Source organism: Shinella sp. CPCC 101442 (genome assembly GCF_024704725.1).
Taxonomy (GTDB): domain Bacteria; phylum Pseudomonadota; class Alphaproteobacteria; order Rhizobiales; family Rhizobiaceae; genus Shinella.
The window spans coordinates 265,441-285,421 of sequence record NZ_JALIQS010000001.1 but is presented as its reverse complement, the minus strand read 5'-3'; the positions used below and the strand labels follow the sequence as shown (position 1 = coordinate 285,421).

At 63.8% G+C, this 19,981-nt stretch carries 17 protein-coding genes; 7 read left to right on the top strand and 10 right to left on the bottom strand.

The window, feature by feature from the left end:
- Positions 1-98 precede the first annotated feature (98 nt).
- The 9 genes from MUO32_RS01370 to MUO32_RS01330 all read right to left on the bottom strand — a co-directional run bounded on the left by MUO32_RS01370 (position 99) and on the right by MUO32_RS01330 (position 9,457).
- A complete protein-coding gene (locus tag MUO32_RS01370) occupies positions 99-1,187 on the bottom strand; it encodes a chemotaxis response regulator protein-glutamate methylesterase (RefSeq protein ID WP_257946439.1) in 1,089 nt (362 codons plus the stop codon).
- On the bottom strand, positions 1,187-2,038 hold the full coding sequence (locus tag MUO32_RS01365; RefSeq protein WP_257946438.1) for a protein-glutamate O-methyltransferase CheR: 852 nt from the start codon (positions 2,036-2,038) through the stop codon (positions 1,187-1,189). The genes MUO32_RS01370 and MUO32_RS01365 overlap by 1 nt, the downstream gene beginning before the upstream one ends.
- Before the next feature lie 17 nt (positions 2,039-2,055).
- Positions 2,056-2,550 carry a chemotaxis protein CheW gene (locus tag MUO32_RS01360; protein ID WP_257946437.1) on the bottom strand — a complete coding sequence of 165 codons (495 nt, stop codon included), beginning with the start codon at positions 2,548-2,550 and terminating at the stop codon, positions 2,056-2,058.
- A gap of 2 nt (positions 2,551-2,552) precedes the next feature.
- The gene (locus tag MUO32_RS01355) at positions 2,553-4,358 is read right to left on the bottom strand and encodes a methyl-accepting chemotaxis protein (RefSeq protein ID WP_257946436.1); all 1,806 of its coding nucleotides are present in this window, start codon (positions 4,356-4,358) and stop codon (positions 2,553-2,555) included.
- 186 nt (positions 4,359-4,544) lie between these two features.
- The gene (locus MUO32_RS01350) at positions 4,545-6,236 is read right to left on the bottom strand and encodes a methyl-accepting chemotaxis protein (protein WP_257946435.1); all 1,692 of its coding nucleotides are present in this window, start codon (positions 6,234-6,236) and stop codon (positions 4,545-4,547) included.
- Positions 6,237-6,253: 17 nt separating this feature from the next.
- Positions 6,254-6,772, bottom strand: a complete 519-nt coding sequence (locus MUO32_RS01345) for a chemotaxis protein CheW (protein ID WP_257946434.1) — start codon at positions 6,770-6,772, stop codon at positions 6,254-6,256.
- On the bottom strand, positions 6,769-8,766 hold the full coding sequence (locus tag MUO32_RS01340) for a chemotaxis protein CheA (RefSeq protein WP_257946433.1): 1,998 nt from the start codon (positions 8,764-8,766) through the stop codon (positions 6,769-6,771). The genes MUO32_RS01345 and MUO32_RS01340 overlap by 4 nt, the downstream gene beginning before the upstream one ends.
- A complete protein-coding gene (locus tag MUO32_RS01335) occupies positions 8,763-9,131 on the bottom strand; it encodes a response regulator (RefSeq protein WP_244762952.1) in 369 nt (122 codons plus the stop codon). Before MUO32_RS01335 ends, MUO32_RS01340 begins: the two co-directional genes overlap by 4 nt.
- Positions 9,131-9,457: an STAS domain-containing protein gene (locus MUO32_RS01330; protein WP_257946432.1), complete on the bottom strand. Its 327-nt coding sequence runs from the start codon at positions 9,455-9,457 to the stop codon at positions 9,131-9,133. The genes MUO32_RS01335 and MUO32_RS01330 overlap by 1 nt, the downstream gene beginning before the upstream one ends.
- A gap of 365 nt (positions 9,458-9,822) precedes the next feature.
- Between MUO32_RS01330 and MUO32_RS01325 the strand changes: the two genes are divergently transcribed.
- On the top strand, positions 9,823-11,547 hold the full coding sequence (locus tag MUO32_RS01325) for a chemotaxis protein (protein WP_257946431.1): 1,725 nt from the start codon (positions 9,823-9,825) through the stop codon (positions 11,545-11,547).
- A 234-nt stretch (positions 11,548-11,781) separates the two neighbouring features.
- On the opposite strand, the gene MUO32_RS01320 is transcribed toward MUO32_RS01325, so the two are convergent.
- Positions 11,782-13,257 carry a PLP-dependent aminotransferase family protein gene (locus MUO32_RS01320; protein WP_257946430.1) on the bottom strand — a complete coding sequence of 492 codons (1,476 nt, stop codon included), beginning with the start codon at positions 13,255-13,257 and terminating at the stop codon, positions 11,782-11,784.
- A gap of 133 nt (positions 13,258-13,390) precedes the next feature.
- Between MUO32_RS01320 and tauA the strand changes: the two genes are divergently transcribed.
- The 6 genes from tauA to xsc all read left to right on the top strand — a co-directional run bounded on the left by tauA (position 13,391) and on the right by xsc (position 19,916).
- The gene (gene tauA / locus MUO32_RS01315; RefSeq protein ID WP_257946429.1) at positions 13,391-14,407 is read left to right on the top strand and encodes a taurine ABC transporter substrate-binding protein; all 1,017 of its coding nucleotides are present in this window, start codon (positions 13,391-13,393) and stop codon (positions 14,405-14,407) included.
- Between the two features lie 152 nt (positions 14,408-14,559).
- Positions 14,560-15,372, top strand: coding sequence for a taurine ABC transporter ATP-binding protein (locus MUO32_RS01310; protein WP_257946428.1), 813 nt, complete (start codon positions 14,560-14,562; stop codon positions 15,370-15,372).
- Positions 15,365-16,192: an ABC transporter permease subunit gene (locus tag MUO32_RS01305; protein WP_257946427.1), complete on the top strand. Its 828-nt coding sequence runs from the start codon at positions 15,365-15,367 to the stop codon at positions 16,190-16,192. The genes MUO32_RS01310 and MUO32_RS01305 overlap by 8 nt, the downstream gene beginning before the upstream one ends.
- 106 nt (positions 16,193-16,298) lie before the next feature.
- On the top strand, positions 16,299-16,679 hold the full coding sequence (locus MUO32_RS01300) for a nuclear transport factor 2 family protein (RefSeq protein ID WP_257947143.1): 381 nt from the start codon (positions 16,299-16,301) through the stop codon (positions 16,677-16,679).
- A gap of 16 nt (positions 16,680-16,695) precedes the next feature.
- Positions 16,696-18,096 (top strand): FAD-binding oxidoreductase, encoded by a 1,401-nt coding sequence (locus MUO32_RS01295; RefSeq protein WP_257946426.1) that lies wholly within the window; start codon positions 16,696-16,698, stop codon positions 18,094-18,096.
- A 44-nt stretch (positions 18,097-18,140) separates the two neighbouring features.
- Positions 18,141-19,916 (top strand): sulfoacetaldehyde acetyltransferase, encoded by a 1,776-nt coding sequence (gene xsc, locus MUO32_RS01290; protein WP_257946425.1) that lies wholly within the window; start codon positions 18,141-18,143, stop codon positions 19,914-19,916.
- Positions 19,917-19,981 lie beyond the last annotated feature (65 nt).

Sequence of the window (19,981 nt, the reverse complement as noted above, 5' to 3'; positions counted from 1 at the left end):
TCTGGATCGGTTCGTGAGCCGGTCATCGCTCGAACAAGACACCCCGCATGGTGCTTCGTCACTCTGGCCAATTATGGTTAACGGCCGGTGAAAATGCTTTATCGGCGACGGTCCGCCGCAAGGATTTCGCGGGCAAGCTGGTCGAGGGGCAGGATCTTGTCGACGCCGCCATGGGCAATTGCTTCCTTCGGCATGCCGAAGACGATGGAGGTTGCCTCGTCCTGCGCCACCGTATAGGCGCCGGCCTGATGCATCTCGGCCATGCCGCGTGCCCCATCGTCCCCCATGCCGGTCATGATGACGCCCATCGCATTGCCGCCGGCCGAACGGGCGGCGGAACGGAAGAGCACATCGACGGATGGCCGGTGACGGGAGACCAGAGGGCCTTCGCGCACCGCGACGTGATAGCGCGCGCCCTGCCGCTCCAGCATCATGTGTTTGTCGCCGGGCGCGATCAGCACATGGCCGCGCAGCACAGGATCGCCATGCACGGCCTCCTTGACCTCGACGTCACACAGACTGTTCAGCCGCTTGGCGAAGGCGGCGGTGAATTTTTCCGGCATGTGCTGCACGATCACGATGCCTGGAGAGTTGGCCGGCAGTTGCTCGAGCAGCACGCGCAGCGCCTCGGTGCCGCCGGTCGATGCGCCGATACAGGTAACCATTTCCGTCGTCTTTGCCATGGCGCGGCCGCTTGGCGGCGGCAGCACGGCGTCAGCGGTGAGCTTTGCCGTCGGGCCGCTCGAAACTGCCGCGCGCCGGCCGTGGCCAAGGCGCGCCACCGCGGCGCCTTTGACCGCCTCACGGATGCGCGTGCCGGATTCGGCAAGGTGGTCGGCGGCGCCGATCTTGGGCTTCAGGATGATGTCGACGGCGCCGGCCTCCAGGGCCTGCATCAGCGTTTCGGAGCCTTCCTCGGTCAGCGATGAGCACATGACGACTGGGATCGGCCGCTGCGACATCAGCTTGCGCAGGAAGGTGATGCCGTCCATGCGCGGCATTTCCACGTCCAGCGTGATGACGTCGGGAATTTCCTCCTGGATCTTCTTGGCCGCCATGAACGGGTCGGAGGCGGCCCCCATCACCTCGATCTCCGGATCCTGCTCCAGAACGTGGGTCAGCGCCTGGCGCACGCTTGCCGAGTCGTCGATGATGAGAACGCGGATCTTCTTGACCGGAAGGGGCATCAGATCTTCTTGAAAACCGTGTTGGCGACCTGGCGCACCGGCAGGGAGATGCCGGTGACCGTTTCGGAATGGCCCACATAGAGATAGCCGCCGGGTATCAGGCAATCGCACAACCGCGACAGCACCTTCGCCTGCGTCGGCTTGTCGAAATAGATGAGCACGTTGCGGCAGAAGATCATGTGCATCGGCTCGCCCACCTTGTAGGCGCTGTCCATGAGGTTCATGCGCGCAAAGCCGATGGCTGCGCGCAGCCGGGGATGGATACGCACTTCGCCACGCGAGGCATCGCGCGAGACCATCACGTAGCGCCGCTGTACGTCTGTCGGCACGGGCTGGACCATGTCGCGCGGATAGACACCGCGGCGTGCCGCCTGCAGCACGTCCGTCGAAAGATCCGTCGCCAGGATGCGATAATCGATGCCCGGTGTGCTCTCGGCGAAATCCTGCAGCACCATCGCCATCGTATAGGGTTCGGCGCCGACGGAGCAGGCTGCGCTCCACAGGCGCAGTCGCTTGTGTCCGGCCGCGGCGAGTTCCGGCAGACCGGTTCGTTCCATGAACTCGAAATGCTTCGGCTCCCGGAAGAAGTCCGTCTTGTTCGTCGTCACGGCATCGATCAGGAAGATCGCTTCCTTCTCGATGCCGCCATGCTTGAAGAGATAGTCGCAATAGGCATTGAAGTCGGCGATGCCGGTGGCCCGGAGGCGTCGCCGCAGGCGGCCTTCCAGCATCGTCAGCTTGGTGATCGGCATCTTGATGCCGCTGTAATCGTAGATGTAGCGCGACAGGGCCTCGAAATTCCGGCTGCTCAAGCCGTCTCCGCTCGCCTGTGCTCGCAATGCTGCTCCCACGCCCGTCTCCTCGAAAATTATGCCGTGGCGGCGATGCGGTTTGCCGAGCCCATCATCGCGACTTCCGCACCGGAAAAGAGACGGGCGAGGTCGACGATGACGACGAAGCCGCCGTTGCGGCGCACGACGCCTGCGATGTAGTCGGAGGACCAGCGCACGCCGATGTCCGGCGCGCCCTCGATCTCCTCGTTTCGGAAGGGAATGACCTCGTAGACGCGATCGGCGACGAGGCCGAGCGTCAGGGTCTTCTCGCCGATCGGCACGTCGAGCACCAGCGCTCGCGTGTGCTGCGTTTTCTGCGTCTTCGTCATGCCGAGACGAAGACGCAGATCGATGACCGGCACGCCCTGGCCGCGCACGTCCCTGAGACCGAGCAGATAGTCCGGCCCATTCGGGATCCTGAAGGCCTCCTCATGGTCGAGGATTTCCCGGACCACCGAAACGGGGACCGCGAAAACCTCGTTGTCGAGGGAGAAGGTGACATACTGGGATTCGGAGGACGTGCCGGCCATGATCAGGCGCTTTCCCGGAAATCAGCGTCGTCGGCATCCGGACCGCCCATCGACATGTCGAGGGCGAAGCCGCGGGCGCGAGCCTGCTGGGCGTTGACGGTGTTGTCGGCCTTTCGGAACGGCGCGGCGGCGGGTTTTGCCGCCGGACGGGTCGCGACCGGTGCCGGACGGCGCTGCGCGGAAGCCGGCGCACCTGCCGCGCGATCGACGCGGAAGAAGGCGATGGACGTCTGAAGCTCCTCGGCCTGTGCGGCGAGTTCTTCCGAGGTGCCGGACATTTCTTCCGAGGCGCCGGCATTCTGCTGGGTCACCTTGTCGAGCTGCTGGATGGCCTCGTTGATCTGCGAGGCGCCGATATCCTGCTCGCGGCACGCGGCCGAGATTTCCGAGACCAGCTCGGCGGTCTTGCGGATGTCAGGCACCAGCCGGTTCAGCATGTCGCCGGCTTCGGTGGCGACGGAGACCGTCTGGCCCGACAGCGTGCTGATTTCGGCGGCTGCCGCCTGGCTGCGCTCGGCGAGCTTGCGCACTTCCGAGGCGACGACGGCAAAGCCCTTGCCGTGCTCGCCGGCACGGGCCGCTTCCACGGCGGCGTTCAGGGCGAGCAGGTCGGTCTGGCGGGCGATCTCCTGGACGATGGAAATCTTCTCCGCAATGGTGCGCATGGCGCCGACGGCGCGACCGACGGCCTCGCCGGAAGCTTCGGCATCCTTGGCGGACTGGCGGGCGATCTTTTCGGTCTGGGCGGCGTTGTCGGCGTTCTGCTTGATGTTGGCGGCCATTTCCTCCATCGAGGCGGAAGCCTCTTCGGCCGACGAAGCCTGTTCGGTCGCGCCCTGCGAAAGCTGTTCGGAGCTGGCCGAGAGTTCCTGGCTGCCGGAGGAGACGTTGTTGGCGGCCGAAAGGGCATCGCCGACGACGCCGCGCAGGCGTTCGACCATGCTTTCCAGGGAAGCGCCGAGCGTATCCTTGTCGGAGAGCGGCTTCGGCGTCACGGTCAGGTCGCCATTGGCGATCTGGTCGGCAATGGTTGCCGTATTGCGCAGATTGCCGGTCATCACGTTGATCGTATCGACCAGATCCTTGATCTCGTCGTTCGTCTTGATTTCGACATTCTGGTTAAGGTCGCCGATGGCGACAGCTTCCGCGACCGCCCTGATCTTGCGCAGGCCGGTGTTGATGCCGAGTGCAATCCAGAGGGCAGCGCCGACCGAGAGCAGGAAGGCGGCAACCGTCAGCGTAACGAGCGTGTAGAAGGCCGTCTCGTAGCTCGCGTCGGCCACGGTATCGGAATCCTTGATGGCGGCCTCGGTCAATGCCGAAAGACCTGCGGTCATTTCGTCGAGCTTGTCGGCTGCGGCGCCGCCTTCCGTCTGGTTGACTTCAAGAGCGAGGTCGCGCTGGCCGGAGGCGATGAGGGAAACGATCCTGTCGTTGATGGCCATGTAGTCGTCCCAGAAATCCCGGACTTCCTGCCACTTCGCCTTGAATTCGCCGGTCGCGTCGTTCTGGCCGTCGTTGAGCGCCTTTTCGAATGTTTCCCGTTCCGCCGCGATGGTCGCCTTCGCCTTGTTCGCCCGCTCCGGCGTGGTGGCCATCAGCAGGTCGCCTTCGGCAAGGCCGAGCCCGTCGAAGGCGGCGGCGAGATCGTTGGCGTAGTCGTCCTGCTGGATCGGGCCTTCGATGAGCTCGTTGCGCAGCGTGTTCATTTCGCTGAGGCTGCGAACGCCGATGCCAGCCGAAATGCAAAGTAGGGTGATCAGGAAGCCAAAGGCGAGGCCCAGCTTCAGCTTGATGGTAAGACGCATCCCGGATTCTCCTTGTCGCAGATGCCTTTAGGGCGGAGTGGCGCGATTGCGACACTCCCATGCGTGAAGACCGATACACTCACCCTTCCGCGGGCTGCGGATGCAGCCCTTTTCCGGCGTCTACATGCGCCGGGTTCGATTGCACGGCGCGCCCGTCGCAGGGCGCGCCGTCATCATTGATTTCGATCAGGCGCTTTCACGGAAGTCCGCGTCGTCCGAGTCCGGGCCACCCATCGACATGTCGAGGGCAAAGCCGTTGCTGCGCGGCGTCTTGGACGCCGCCGTTGCGGTGCGGTGCACGGCCGGGCGCTTGACGGCGGCAGGGGCCGCCATCTTCGCGGCGGTCGCGCGCAGCTTTTCGGCGTGCTTCGCTTCCCTGCGGCCGGCATTGTCGACACGGAAGAAGGCAATCGAAGCCTGCAACTCCTCGGCCTGTGCGGCGAGTTCCTCCGAGGTGCCGGACATCTCTTCCGAGGCCCCGGCATTCTGCTGGGTCACCTTGTCGAGTTGCTGGATGGCCTCGTTGATCTGCGAGGCGCCGATATCCTGCTCGCGGCAGGCGGCCGAGATTTCCGAGACCAGTTCGGCGGTCTTGCGGATGTCGGGCACCAGCCGGTTCAGCATGTCGCCGGCTTCGGTGGCGACGGAGACCGTCTGGCCCGACAGCGTGCTGATTTCGGCGGCTGCCGCCTGGCTGCGCTCGGCGAGCTTGCGCACTTCCGAGGCGACGACGGCAAAGCCCTTGCCGTGCTCGCCGGCACGGGCCGCTTCCACGGCGGCGTTCAGGGCGAGCAGGTCGGTCTGGCGGGCGATCTCCTGGACGATGGAAATCTTCTCCGCAATGGTGCGCATGGCGCCGACGGCGCGACCGACGGCCTCGCCGGAGGCTTCGGCGTCCTTGGCGGACTGGCGGGCAATCTTTTCGGTCTGGGCGGCGTTATCGGCGTTCTGCTTGATGTTGGCGGCCATTTCTTCCATCGAGGCGGAAGCCTCTTCGGCCGACGACGCCTGTTCGGTCGCGCCCTGCGAGAGTTGCTCGGAGCTGGCCGAGAGTTCCTGGCTGCCGGAGGAAACGTTGTCGGAGGCCGAGAGCGCATCGGCGACAACGCCGCGCAGGCGCTCGATCATCGTGTTGACGTGGCCGAGCATGTCGCCGATCTCGTCCTTCGTGGTGATTTCGGCAAAGCGGGTGAGGTCGCCATCCGCCACGCCTTGTACGGCGCTTGCAGCGCGATTGAGGCCGCGGTTGATCGACAGCACGATCCAGACGGCCGCCATGATGGCAACGAGGACCGCGATGGCGGCGGCTGTGACCATGAGCGTGCGCGTGCCTTCATACTGGGCCTGGGCATTCGCCTCGGCTTCCTCGAGACGGCCTTCCTCGAGCTTGACGACTTCGCTGAGCAGGGTGTCGATCTCGTTGGTCACGGCGCGCGCATCGGTGGTCGAGATGCGTGTCGCACCGGCCATGTCGCCGGCAAGCGCCAGGGTGCGGATGCGGTCGTCGTCGCGGCGGAAATCGGTGGTGAAGGCGGAGAGCTTGCTCCACATCACCTTGCCCTGTTCCGTCGCCTTGGCGAGGACCTTTTCAATCGTCGCATCGAATTCCTTGCGCGCTTCGTCGCTGAGGCCGATGTAGCGGTTCGTCTCCGTGGCATTTGCGGACAGAAGCATGTTCTTCTGCTGGCGGATCTGCTGGAGTTGCAGGTTGTTCAGCGACTGGGCGAGCTTCAGACGCTCGGCCGGACCATTCAGCACGTCGCCAAGCGTCGTGTTGAGGCCACCGAGGCTCATGATGCCGTAGCCCGCGGTGCCGACGAGCACGGCGATCATGAAGCCGAAAGTCAGGAACAGCTTGAGTTTGATGGTAAAGCGCATGGGTCTCTCCTGAGCGCCTAGTTTGGCGCTTGCGCGTTGCCGGCTCGATCCTTCCGGGATGAAAAGATCGCGTGCAGGTTCGGAACGATGATGAATTCGCCGCCTCGCTTGACGAGGCAATTGATGTAGTCGGCGCGCCAGCGCATGCCCACGCTCGGCGGCGGCTCGCTTGCGACCTTCGACAGCGTCGTGACTTCATTGACCTTGTCGGTGCGGATGCCGACCAGCGTGGGTTCGTCGTCGAGGTCGAGTTCGATGACGATGATGCGGCTGTCGATGGTGGTTTCCGTCGCCTCCATGCCGAAGGCGAGACGAATGTCCGCAAGCGGGATCACCTTGCCACGGAAGTTGATGACGCTCGAAACGAAGGGCTTGCTGCCGGGAACATGGGTTTCCGGCAGAAGGTCGAGGATTTCCTGCACGACGATCGCCTCGATGGCGAAGGTCTCGCCGTTGAGGTTGAAGGTGAGGACGGAAAGGTCGTCCTCGTTACCCCAGATCGTGCCGTAGTCGAGTTTCCGTGCCGCTTCGCTCATCCTGCCGCCCGCATTTGCGCCTCCTGGTGCTGTCCGGCCGCGACGAGATGCGTGACGTCAAGGATCAGCGCGACGCTGCCGTCCCCGAGGATGGTCGCGCCCGAGAAGGTGGCGACGTCATGGTGCAGCTTGGACATGGATTTGATGACTGTCTGGTGGTCGCCGATGATCTGGTCGACGACGAGGCCGACACGCTCCGAACCGGTCGAGATGACGACGACCTTCTGGTGTTGATCGGGCTGGGTACCGGTACGGAAGAGTTCCCGCAGGCGCAGGAACGGTACGAGACTGTCGCGCAGCGAAATGAAGGAGCGTCCGCGCGAGCGCAGGTCGTCTTCGAGCGACAGTTCGAGGCATTCCTCGACGGCCGAGAGCGGGATGACGTAGCAGCCCCCGCCGACGCGCACGAGCAGGCCTTCGATGATGGCGAGCGTCAGCGGAATGCGCAGCGACACTTCCGAGCCGTCGCCCGGCTTGCTGGTGATGTCGATGGCCCCGCGCAGCGCTTCCACCGTCTTCTTCACCACGTCCATGCCGACGCCGCGGCCGGAGAGGTTGGTGACGGCCTGGGCCGTCGAGAAGCCGGGCTGGAAGATGAGTTGCAGCAGTTCCGGATCGGAAAGCGCCTGTCCCGGCTGGATCAGGCCGGAGGATTCGGCCTTGGCGCGCACGCGCTCGCGGTTGATGCCGCGTCCGTCGTCCTTGATGGTGATGATGACCTCGCCACCCGTCTGGTGCGCCGAGAGAATGACCTTGCCCTTCGGGTCCTTGCCGGCGGCGATACGCTCTTCAGGTTGTTCCAGACCGTGGTCGATCGAGTTGCGCACGAGATGGACGAGGGGATCGGCGAGGCGGTCGATGACCGTCTTGTCGACCTCGGTGCTTTCGCCCTCGGTGACAAGCTCGATTTCCTTGCCGGTTTCGCGCGACAGGTCGTGCACGAGGCGGCGGAAGCGGCTGAAGAGGCTGGCGACCGGCATCATGCGCAGCACCATCATCGTGTCGCGCAACTCGCCGGAAAGACGTTCGATTTCCTCGGAGACGGAACGCAGGCCAAGATCGGCCGCGCTGCCCGCGAGCTGGGTGAGGCGGGACTGGGCGATGACCAGCTCGCCGACACGATCCATCATCTCGTCGAGGCGTTCGGCTGGCACGCGGACGTTTTCCGCGGATTTCGCCTGTTTGGAATCATTGGCGGCCTGGATGGCCGGCGCCTCGCGCTCCGTGACCACCACGGCCTTCGGTATGGCCGCTGCAACGGGGGCCGGGGCCGGGCCTTCGGCGGCGATCTGCGTGATGTCGAGCTCCATGTCGTCCATGACGAAGATGAAGACGTCCTCGATGTCGCTGCGGGGCTTTTCGGTCTTGAGCGTCACGTCCCAGGCAAGATGGATGTCGCGCGGTTCGAGCGTGGCGAGGTCGGGAACCTTTGCCGTGTCGGCGACGATCCGGCATTCGCCGAGGTCGCGCATTTCATCGAGCAGGCCAAGCGGGTTGGTGCCGTTCGCCATGGCATTGACCGGCAGGCTGAAGCGGATGCGCCATTCGCGCATCCCGCCAGCGGCTTCGGCCCGGGGTGCCGCCGTTGGGGCAATGCTGACGGCGGGGGTAGGAGAACCCGCACCGTTGACGGCGCGGTGCAGATTGTCGAGCAGGCTGGCGCTCATCGCGTCGTGGTCGCCGTTCGGCGTCTCGAGCAGGGCGCGCATATGGTCCTGCGCGGAAAGGACCGCCGAGACCAGCTCGTGCGTCGCGGGCACATCGCCTTTGCGCACACGGTCGAAGGCGGTTTCGCAATGGTGCGTGAAGGCGGCGAGCGCCTCGAAACCGAACATCGCGCCGGAGCCCTTCAGCGTGTGCAGGCCGCGGAAGACGGCATCGATCTGGTCGCGGTCGTCGAGGCTGCGCGTCAGGTCGAGCAGGCCGGACTCGATCTGTTCCAGCAGTTCGGCCGCTTCTGTCCGGAAAACTGAGATCGGGTCCGGGTTGCTCATTTGCCGAGAACCTTCCTGGCGATCTTGACGAGGCTTTCCGGATCGAACGGCTTGGTCAGCCAGCCGGTGGCGCCGGCGGCCTTGGCCTGCGCCTTGATTTCGCCGTCGGATTCCGTGGTGAGGAAGATGACCGGCACGCCGGTATGCGCGGGCAACTTGCGCAGTTCGCGGATCATCGTGAGGCCGTCCATGTTCGGCATGTTGAGGTCGGTGATCACGAGGTCGTATTCACCGGCCTGCAGCTTGCTCAGACCGTCAAGTCCGTCGACCGCTTCGGTCACGGTGTAGCCGGCATTGCTCAGGGTGACGCGTGTCGTCAGCCGGATGCTGGCGGAATCGTCCACGGTCAAGATTTTCGCGGTCATCAATTTTTCTCCTGATGCAACCAGAAATGTGCGGCGTCCGGCGTCATCTCGTCGAGAAAGCCGCCACGCTTCAGCACGTCGTAAAGGTCTCCTGCCGCCGGGCGGGAAAGTAGAAGCTGGACCCCGCGCGACTCAGCCTGCTTGCGCGCTGCCGTCACGAGCTGGACGAAGCTGAGGTCGACCTGCGCCTCCGCGTCGATATCAAGTATCGCTGCTGAATTATCGGCCAAATGGTTCAAGATAATCTCTTGAACGGCTAATATATTCTTGATGGTGAGCGTATTTGGTAAGGTTAATGACGCGTCACCGGACAAGGTGGAGGACATGCTGGCCCCGATAAACGTTTTGCAAGGGAGTATTCCCCGCGCCAGAATTCCTCGATAGGCTTAATGAATCGTAAAGTACGGTTGCTAAATTCATCCCTCGGTGGTTGCTGCAGTGCTTATACACCAGGTCACGTAAAGTGAGGAATTTGCATTAAGTTACTGATTTAAATATATAAATTAAAGGAGACTACATTAGAGATATTATTTATAAATCCCTAATTCTAGTGATGCTCACATCCACGGGTAGGGCTGTGCAAAACGGCTTCCGGAAGGCTGTTTCTACTACATGAGGGGATGCGAATTTACGGTGCGTTACATTGTTCGCCCTAGGCTCAGGTCAGGGTTTCTTGAAAGTGGGGTATGGCGTGTCAAGAACAGCGAGCGCAGTCCGCGTAGAGCGGCAGACGACCGAGACGGAACTCGTTTCCCGTCTCGAAGGGGCCCGTTCCCGCATCGAACAGCGCTTCCTCGACGGCGGTGTCGTGCTGCTCGCCGTACTCGACGTCCTGAACCGTCTGGTTGCATCGCTGGAGAATCTGTCACGGTCTCTCGATGACGAGACAGCCGAGGCGACGATCGGCCGGCTGGTCGCGACGGTCGATCATCTTACGGCTCTGCCTGCCATCGAGGATACGCGCCAGCAGCGTCTCGCCGGCGTGGCGGTGACGAAGAAGTCGCTCTGCACCTATATCGCGGATATGCAGGAGACGCTGCGATATCTGCGCACCTTCGCGACGACGGCCAAAATCACGGGTGCCGCCATTCCGGATTTTTCCGGCTTCGCGGAAGAGATCCTCGAACGCATCCAGTTCGGCACGCGCGAGGTCAATGCGCTCGGCGCCAAGATCGACACGCTCGGCAGCGTGATCGACGCGGCTTCGGCCGGCGGCGGTGAAGCGTTGGAGCGCTTTCGCCGCAGCGTGCCGGATATTGCCGGCAATCTCTCGCGCAATGCGGCGGAACTCACTTCTCAACGCAAGCACCTTTCGCAGCTCGCCGGCAAGGTCGGCAGCTCTGCGCGCCTCGTGCAGACAAAGGTTGCGACCACGCTCTCCTCCATGCAGATTGGCGACATCACGCGCCAGCGCATCGAACATTGCCAGTCGGCCTTTGCATTCCTGGAAGAGTATCTTGCGGCTGCCACACTCGATGGCGAGGCCGCTGGACGCCTCACCGTCCTCGTGCGCCATCTCGTGCACGACCAGCTTGTCGAAATCACCAGCGACTTCGGGCGCGAATGCAAGACCGTCGTCGGTACGATCCGCAGTTTCGGCGCTGATATCGACAGGCTGATGGCGCTTTACGGCGATATGGATGCGACCGACGGCCACTCGGCCGACCGGGCGATGCGCACGCTGGAGGCCGATATCGATGCGGCCCGCACCGTCGTGCGCGACATCGAGCAGGCTGCCGGCAAGGCGAATGCGCTGGGTACCAGCACGGTCGAGACGGTGCAGGAGCTTTTGAAGGGCGTGAAGACGATCCAGCTGGTTCGCACCGACATCCACTATATGGCGCTCAACACAAACCTGCGCTGCAGCAAGCTCGGTGAAGAGGGGCGGGCGATCAATGTGGTAACCGCGGAACTGCGCAGCTTTTCCGCGCAGCTCGACGAGACGGCCGAACGCATTCTCACGGAGCTGCAGTCGCTGGAAGGCGATGCCGTCAAGCTTGGCGAAGCCGGCAATGCGGCGGGCGGCTCGCTCGACGCCCATCTCGAAGAAGTGCTCGAGCATATCCGCCGTGCGGGTGACCGCATGGAAGAGGATATGGCAGCGCTGCGCGATTGCGGCGCGGACATTTCGGCCAAGGCCAGCCGGACCATTGCAGGCCTCGACTTCAACGCCGAACTCGGCGACGTGCTCGCCGACTGCGCGGCAAGCGCGGGAACCCTGATCGATCGCGACATGCCCGACACTGCCGGCCTCGAAGACGCGATGGCCGATCTCGGCAGCCGTATTGCGCGTGTCTACACCATGGCCTCCGAGCGCGAGATCCATATGCGCGTGTTCGGCGGGATGATCGATGCGCAGGCCGCGCAAACCGTTGCCATGAGTGACGAAGATCTCTTTGACGATGCGCTGTTCTGACGCTTCGTCAAATGGGTCGGTTCAAGCCTTGTTCGAATACCGTACTCCCTGTCTATCGAGGAACTTAGCCGGTTGTCGTTACGGACGGCCGGTGGCGGTCGTTCGTGGGCATAACATGGCATTCAGTTGAAAAGGTAAGTCTGGGCTTTCCAAGAAGCGGCTTCGTCTCCTCTGGCAGTCGGGGTCAAGGGGAGACCTCCTATCGGGAGGGGGCGGTCGATTCCAGACGCGTTGTTATCCCGTCAACCGATCGATGCATGCCTTCACGCGTGCAACGCCCTCCACGATGTTGCCGCGCGGGATCGAGGAATAGCCCATGCGGAAAAAGCGGCAGGGCTGATCGCTCTGCGGGAAGAAGGGCGATCCGGATTCGACGAGGACGCCATCGCGACGCAGCTCGCTGACAAGCTGGTCGGCGTCGAGGCCTTCAGGTCCCTCCATCCAGAAGGACGTTCCGCCGAACGTGGATGCTCCGACGATCTTCAGGTCCTTCCCGCGCAGTGCCGTGGCCATCACATCGTGACGTTTATGATATTCGGACCGCATACGGTGAAGCACCGCGTCATAGTGCCCGAGTGCAAGGAAGTAGGCGACGGTGCGCTGCAGGTGGCCCGGCGGATGACGCAGCATCAGCGAGCGCAGGGCGCGCGCTTCCCGGATGAAGGGGGCGGGCGCCACCAGATAACCGAGCCTGAGGCCTGGGAACAGCGATTTGGAAAAACTGCCGATGTAAAGGACACGCCCCGCCGTATCGAAGGACTTCAGCGCCGGCGAGGGTGGGGCGAGGTAGCTGATCTCGAACTCGTAGTCGTCCTCGACGATCACGAAATCCCGCTCGGCGGCAGCCTGCAGAAGCCGTATGCGCCTGTCGATCGGCATGGTCGCGCCTGTCGGCGAATGGTGGCTCGGCGTTACGAAAACGGCTTCCGTGTCGTCAGGAAGATTTTCCGGCGGCAACCCCTCGCCATCGACATCCACGGTCGTGACCCTTGCACCGCTGAGCAGGAGCGAGGCGCTGATATCGGGATGGCACGGATTTTCGCATACGGCGCTCGATCCCTTTTCGAGGATCAGCCGTGTGACGATCCACAATGCGTTCTGCGCGCCGACGGTGACGAGGATTTCGTCCGGCGTCGCGTGAATACCGCGTCGCGGCAGGGTTCGTGAGCAGATGTAGTTGACGAGCTGTACATCGTCGGCGGCAGCAAAATCGCTCGCCATCAGGATGAAGTCCTCCTGCGCCAGCGCCCGCCTGGCACAGTCGCGCCAAGCGTTGAGATCGAACAGTGTCGGGTCCATCTGGCCGTAAAGGAACGGATAGGGATATCGTCGCCAGTCCAGAGGTTTCTCGACGCGGCGGACGACGCCGAAATCCATCTTCAGCTTGCCGCTCCAGTCCACCGTGGCGGATCCCGAGGTCGGGAGATCCCGCCCCAATGCCTGATGAGGCGGGTTGAGTGCGATGCGGTAGGAACTGCGATCGGCGGCTTCGGCATAGCCCTGGGAGACGAGCTCCTGATAGGCAAGGGTTACGGTGATGCGCGAGATGTTGAGATAGTCCGCGAGCTTGCGGGTCGAGGGCAGGTGCGCTCCGGGTTGCACGCGCCCGGCCAGAACGGCCGAAACCACCGCCTCGCGCAACTGGGCCTGCAAACCGACACGCGTGTCCCGGTCGATGAAGAAGATCGTCTCGGACACATTGGTGCGCACAGGCATCTCCATCACGAAGCTAAACTGGCATTATTCAACTTCCAGACTGGATATAAGGCAAGTGGGATGTCACCATTATCTCTATTCGGACAAGACCGGGACATCCGGCTGGGAACCACCAAAGGAGGACAACATGCTTTTCAGAACTATTCGTGGCCTCGCGGCCACGACGAGCATCATTGCAGGGCTTTTTGCGTCAGGCGCCGCTTACGCTGAAACCCAGCTGGTCGTCGGCTACCAGCAGATCGTCGGCCCCTTCGTCGCCGCCATCGCCGACGGCCGCTTCGATGCCGCCGCCAAGGAAGCGGGCTACGCCATCGACTGGCGCCAGTTCTCGTCGGCCGGCGACATCACGACGGCGCTCGCCTCGGGTGACGTGCCGATCGGCGTGATCGGTTCCACCGGCACGGCTGCGGCGGCGACGCGTGGCGTCGACCTGCAACTGTTCTGGATCCTCGACAATATCGGCAAGTCCGAAGCGCTGGTTGCCCGCAACGGCTCGGGCATCGAGACGCCGGAAGACCTCAAGGGCAAGAAGGTCGCGGTGCCTTTCGTGTCCACCTCGCATTTCCACCTGCTCGTCGGCATGAGCCAGGTGTGGAAGGTCGATCCGAAGGAGGTCGAAATCCTCAACCTGAAGCCGCCGCAGATCGTCGCCGCCTGGCAGCGCGGCGATATCGACGCCGCCTACGTCTGGCCGCCGGCACTGTCGGAAATCCTGAAAACCGGCAAGGCGATCTCAGACAGCGAGGTCGTCGGCGCGGCGAGCGTGCCCACCTTCGACGGCCTGGTGGTCGACAAGGCCTGGGCGGCGGAGAACCCGAAGCTGATGGAGGCCTTCACCAAGGTGCTCGCCCAGTCCTATGCGGACTACAATGCCGACAAAGCGGCCTGGACGGCGGATTCAGCCCCGGTCCAGAACATCGTCAAACTCATCGGCGGCGACGGTCCAAGCACGGTCGAGGCGCTGGGCCTGCTGTCCTTCCCCAATGCCGACGAACAGGCATCCGATACCTGGCTTGGCGGCGGGGCGACCCGCGCGCTCAATGAAAGCGCGAGATTCCTCGTCGAGCAGAAGCAGATCGGCAAGGCGCTCGACGACTATGCGCCCTTCGTGAACGCCGATTTTGCGAAAGCGGCCGCGAAATAGCGCACAATCGCCGCTCTGGCACTGGCCGCTCCCGGCGGCCGGTGCCACCGTCATCGCATAGAGCAATTTCAGCAAACGTGTTTGAACGGGTTGCGTCCGGAGTTGCGTAAAACTCTATACGAACCGTGACCGAGTGCAGGGAGGCATGTCGCATGGAAACGCTTAGCGTCAGGAATATCAGTCTAACCTATCCGGGGCTCTACTCGGACCAGGCGGTGATCGCCCTCAAGGGGGTCAATCTCACCATCAACAGCGGCGACTTCGTCGTGGCACTCGGCGCATCGGGCTGCGGAAAGACGACGCTGCTCAACCTGATGGCGGGCTTCATGGCGCCGTCGGACGGCGATATCTCGCTTGGCAACCACCGGGTCAACGGCCCGGGCGCCGAGCGCGGCGTGGTGTTCCAGAAACACGCGCTCCTGCCCTGGCTGAACGTCATGGAAAATACGGAATTCGGCCTGAAGCTGCGCGGCGTCGACAAGACGACACGCCGGGAGCTGGCGGCCAAGAACCTTGCCCTTGTGGGGCTGCAGGATTTCCACAACCACATGATCTATCATCTTTCGGGCGGCATGCAGCAGCGCGTCGGCATCGCACGCGCCTTGACCTGCGATCCCGCCATGCTGCTGATGGACGAGCCGATGGCGGCGCTCGATGCGCTGACGCGCGAAACCATTCAGGAACTGCTGCTGAAGGTCTGGCAGCTCACCAACAAGATGTTCTTCTTCATCACGCACAGCGTGGAGGAGGCGCTCTTCCTCGGCTCGCGGCTGATCGTCATGTCGCCGCGCCCCGGCCGCATCACCCATACCTACGAACTCGATTTCAATCGCCGGTTCCTCGAAGAGGGCAATGCCCGCGCCATCAAGTCCAGCCCCGAATTCATCCGCATGCGCGAAGAGGTCCTGGGCATCATCTATGGTGACGAGCGAGCGTCCGGCAATCCGGAGGTGGCCCATGCTTGACCGTGTGACCCGCGCCAAACCCGCCAAGGCGGGCAGGATCTTCGGCGCCCCCGGCGAGGGTGCCAGCGGAATGATCAGTCTGATGACTGCGACCGTGCTGATCGCGCTGTGGTTCCTCGTCACGGAATCCGGCTGGGTCAAACCGCTCTTCCTGCCATCGCCGCTGGCGGTCTGGGAGAAGTTCGTGATGGCGCTGACGGAGGGGGTCTCCAATTCCACGCTCTGGCAGCACACGCTGGCCAGTATCGGCCGCGTCTTCGGCGCCTTTGCGCTCGCTCTCGTCACGGCGGTGCCGATCGGCGTCCTGATGGGCGTCAACCGCTTCGTGCGCGGCCTGTTCGATCCGATCATCGAGTTCTACCGTCCGCTGCCGCCGCTCGCCTACCTGCCGCTGGTCATCATCTGGCTCGGCATCGGTGAATTCCCGAAGGTCTTCCTGATCTATCTGGCGATCTTCGCGCCGATGGCGATTGCTGCAAGGGCAGGTGTCCGCTCGGTCTCGACGGAGCAGATCCATGCCGCCTATGCGATGGGGGCCACCCGCGGGCAGGTCATCAGCCAGGTGATCATGAAAGCCGCCCTGCCGGAAATCTTCACCGGCATGCGCATCGGCATCGGTGTCGGCTGGACGACGCTGGTGGCCGCCGAAATGGTGGCGGCCAATCGCGGTCTGGGCTTCATGGTGCTGAACGCGGCCGAAAACCTCGAAAGCGATACCGTGATCATGGGCATCTTCATCATCGGCATCTTCGCCTTCGCCTTCGACCTTCTGATCCGCTACCTCGAAAAGGTGCTGATCCCCTGGAAGGGGCGCATCTAAGCCCCACCACCCCATTTCGACCCCGGCCATGGCGGCCCTGCAGGACGGCATTCGCCGCCCACGGCGGAGCCATGCCTTCCGACAGACAGAGGACATGACGATGACTTTGACCGCAACCGACCTGAAATCGCTTTTCGACGCCTTCAACCGGCACGACATCGACGGGGTCATGCATTTCTTCGCCGAGGACTGCGTCTTCAATGCGGTTGGCGGCCCGGAGGTCCATGGCACCCGCATCACCGGGGGGCAGGCGATTGCCGAAGCCTTCAGCGGTGTCTGGACGGCGATGCCCGATGCGGAATGGGGCAACCACAGCCACTTCGCCGATGGCGAGCGCGGCGTCTCCGAATGGACCTTCTCCGGAACGGCGGCCGATGGCAGCCGCATCGAAGCGGAGGGCTGCGACCTCTTCACCTTCCGCGACGGCAAGATCGTGCGCAAGCAGGCGTTCCGCAAGAACCGCCCGGTCCTGCAACCCCGCTACTGATGGCCGGAGCAAAGCCATGCATCAGCACGCCACGCCCCTGAAGGCCGAAAGACGGCCCTTTGATCCCGCCTACGACCCCAACCATGCCCCGAGCCCCGGCACTGGAAAGGACTATGCCCCGACCTACTGGATCGGCACGGCCGGCCCGGAACCGGAAGATGACGGCCCGATCACGCGCGACGTCGATGTCGACGTCGCCATCATCGGCTCGGGTTATACCGGTCTCTCCTGCGCCATCCATCTGGCGCGCGAGCACGGCATCAAGGCGACCGTGCTGGAAGCCAATGGCGTCGCCTGGGGATGCAGCACCCGCAATGGCGGGCAGGCCCAACTCTCCGCCGGCCGGCTGAAGCGCTCGCAATGGATCGCCCGCTGGGGCGTCGATGTCGCAAAGCGCATGCATTCCGAGATCGCCGAGGGTTTCGACCTGTTCCGCGCGCTGGTCCGCGAGCCGGAGATCGACTGCGATCCGCAGGATGGCGGCCATCTCTACATCGCGCATCGCGACAAGGTTCTTCCGGCGCTCGAAAGCGAGACCCGCATTCTAAACGATGTCTTCGGCTACCGCGCCCGCATGGTTTCGCGTGAGGAAATCCACAGCGATTTCGTCAATGATGCAGAAGCCCGCGGCGCCATGTACGAGCCGGACGGCATGGGCATCCACGCCGCCAAGCTCGCCTTCGGCTATCTCCGGCTGGCGCGACGCCTTGGTGCCACGGTACACACGTCGAGCCCCGTGCTCGACTGCACCGCCAAGGGCGGCGTGCATTACCTCCGCACCCCGGGCGGTACGGTGCGCGCCCGCGCCGTCTGCATCGCGACCGCCGGCTACACGTCTCCCGGCATGAACGCGCTGACGAAGCATCGCCTGATGCCGATCCTGTCGAACTCCATCGTCACGCGGCCGCTGACGGCGGGCGAGCAGCAGGCGCTGAATTTCAAGGCGCGCATTCCGCTGACCGATACGCGCACGCTGCGCCACTATTACCGCATGCTGCCGGACGGCCGGGTGCAGATCGGCAGCCGCAGCGCCATCACCGGGCGCGACGCGACCAACCCGAAACATCTCACGCTGTTGCTCGAAGGGCTCTACCGAAAATTCCCGACCTTGCGCGGTATCGAGGTCGACTATTCCTGGTGGGGATGGGTGGATGTCAGCCATGACATGATGCCGCGCATCTTCCAGCCGGATGCCAGCCAGAGGCTGTTCTACGCCATGGGCTACGGCGGCAACGGCGTCATGTATTCGGCCCAGGCCGGCCGTCGCATGGCGCAGATGGTCGCTGGAAAAAGCGCCAGCCTCGACCTTCCGATCTTCACCTCGCCGCTCCCGAGCCACGGGCTTCTCACGCCGTTCCGTCGGCTCGGCCAGTGGGGAATGTACCGCTGGTACGCCCTGCGCGACGAAATCCTCTAACCGCCAGACATCTCGATCAATTCCGTCAGGGAAAGGAACCCGCCATGAAAATGACCACCGAGGAAGCCTTCGTCAAAGTTCTCCAGATGCATGGCCTCGAACATGCCTTCGGCATCATCGGCTCGGCCATGATGCCGGTGTCGGACCTGTTTCCCAAGGCCGGCATCCGCTTCTGGGACTGCGCGCATGAAACCAATGCCGGCATGATGGCGGACGGATTCAGCCGCGCGACCGGCACGATGTCGATTGCCATCGGCCAGAACGGCCCCGGCGTCACCGGCTTCATCACCGCCATCAAGACCGCCTACTGGAACCACACGCCGCTCCTGATGGTGACGCCGCAGGCGGCCAACAGGACCATCGGCCAGGGCGGCTTCCAGGAAGTCGACCAGATGGCGATGTTCGAGGAGATGGTCTGCTACCAGGAAGAGGTGCGTGACCCCTCGCGTATTCCCGAAGTGCTCAACCGGGTCATCGAGAAGGCGATCCGAGGCTGCGCCCCGGCGCAGATCAACATCCCACGTGACTACTGGACCCAGGTGATCGACGTCGATCTGCCGTCCATTGTGCGCTTCGAGCGCCCGGCCGGCGGACCGGAGGCGATCGCCGAGGCGGCAAGGTTGCTGTCGGAAGCCAAGTTCCCGGTCATCCTCAATGGTGCCGGCGTCGTCATCGGCGGCGCGATCGACGCGTCCATGAAGCTTGCCGAACGGCTTGATGCCCCGGTCTGCTGCGGCTACCAGCACAACGACGCCTTCCCCGGCAGCCACCGCCTGTCGGTCGGCCCGCTCGGCTACAACGGTTCGAAGGCGGCGATGGAGCTGATCTCCAAGGCCGACGTCGTGCTGGCGCTCGGCACGCGGCTCAATCCGTTCTCGACCCTGCCGGGCTACGGCATCGACTACTGGCCGAAGAATGCCGCGATCATCCAGGTCGACATCAATGCCGACCGCATCGGCCTCACCAAGAAGGTGAGCGTCGGCATCTGTGGCGACGCCAGGCAGGTGGCGGGCCAGATTCTCGAGCAGCTTTCCTCGACTGCCGGCAATGCCGGCCGCGACGAGCGCAAGGCGACCATCCACCAGACCCGCTCGGCCTGGCAGCAGCAGCTCTCCTCGATGGACCATGAGGACGACGATGTCGGCACTGAGTGGAACGAGGCCGCCCGCAACCGCGAGCCGGACCGGATGTCGCCGCGCCAGGCCTGGCGGGCGATCCAGGCTGCGCTGCCGAAGGAAGCGATCATCTCGACCGACATCGGCAACAACTGCGCCATCGGCAACGCCTATCCGACCTTCGAGCAGGGCCGGAAATATCTCGCACCCGGCATGTTCGGTCCCTGTGGCTACGGCTTCCCGTCGATCGTCGGCGCCAAGATCGGTTGCCCGGATGTGCCGGTGGTCGGTTTTGCCGGCGACGGAGCCTTCGGCATCTCGATGAACGAGATGGGCGCCATCGGTCGCGAGGGCTGGCCGGCGATCACCATGGTGATCTTCCGCAACTACCAGTGGGGTGCGGAAAAGCGCAACACGACGCTCTGGTACGACAACAACTTCGTCGGCACCGAACTCAACCCCAATCTCAGCTACGCCAAGGTGGCCGAGGGCTGCGGGCTGAAGGGTGTTTCCGTCGATACGCCCGCCGCGCTCACCGAGGCGCTGTCGAAGGCGATCACTGACCAGGCGCGTGGCGTGACGACCTTCGTCGAAGTCATCCTCAACCAGGAACTCGGCGAGCCCTTCCGCCGCGACGCGATGAAGAAGCCGGTGCCGGTTGCCGGCATCGACCGTGCCGACATGCGCCCGCAGAAGCGCGCCTGATCGGCCCGAACGATCCATGTCCTGCCCGGCGGAAGTCGGGCGGGCGAGGCCCCGCCAGCGACCGG

Coding starts and splice junctions, on each gene's coding strand:
- MUO32_RS01370 (WP_257946439.1), bottom strand. CDS start 1,187: ATGCCCCTTCCGGTCAAGAAGATCCGCGTTCTCATCATCGACGACTCG.
- MUO32_RS01360 (WP_257946437.1), bottom strand. CDS start 2,550: ATGGCCGGCACGTCCTCCGAATCCCAGTATGTCACCTTCTCCCTCGAC.
- MUO32_RS01355 (WP_257946436.1), bottom strand. CDS start 4,358: ATGCGTCTTACCATCAAGCTGAAGCTGGGCCTCGCCTTTGGCTTCCTG.
- MUO32_RS01350 (WP_257946435.1), bottom strand. CDS start 6,236: ATGCGCTTTACCATCAAACTCAAGCTGTTCCTGACTTTCGGCTTCATG.
- MUO32_RS01345 (WP_257946434.1), bottom strand. CDS start 6,772: ATGAGCGAAGCGGCACGGAAACTCGACTACGGCACGATCTGGGGTAAC.
- MUO32_RS01340 (WP_257946433.1), bottom strand. CDS start 8,766: ATGAGCAACCCGGACCCGATCTCAGTTTTCCGGACAGAAGCGGCCGAA.
- MUO32_RS01335 (WP_244762952.1), bottom strand. CDS start 9,131: ATGACCGCGAAAATCTTGACCGTGGACGATTCCGCCAGCATCCGGCTG.
- MUO32_RS01330 (WP_257946432.1), bottom strand. CDS start 9,457: ATGTCCTCCACCTTGTCCGGTGACGCGTCATTAACCTTACCAAATACG.
- tauA (WP_257946429.1), top strand. CDS start 13,391: ATGCTTTTCAGAACTATTCGTGGCCTCGCGGCCACGACGAGCATCATT.
- MUO32_RS01310 (WP_257946428.1), top strand. CDS start 14,560: ATGGAAACGCTTAGCGTCAGGAATATCAGTCTAACCTATCCGGGGCTC.
- MUO32_RS01305 (WP_257946427.1), top strand. CDS start 15,365: ATGCTTGACCGTGTGACCCGCGCCAAACCCGCCAAGGCGGGCAGGATC.
- MUO32_RS01295 (WP_257946426.1), top strand. CDS start 16,696: ATGCATCAGCACGCCACGCCCCTGAAGGCCGAAAGACGGCCCTTTGAT.
- xsc (WP_257946425.1), top strand. CDS start 18,141: ATGAAAATGACCACCGAGGAAGCCTTCGTCAAAGTTCTCCAGATGCAT.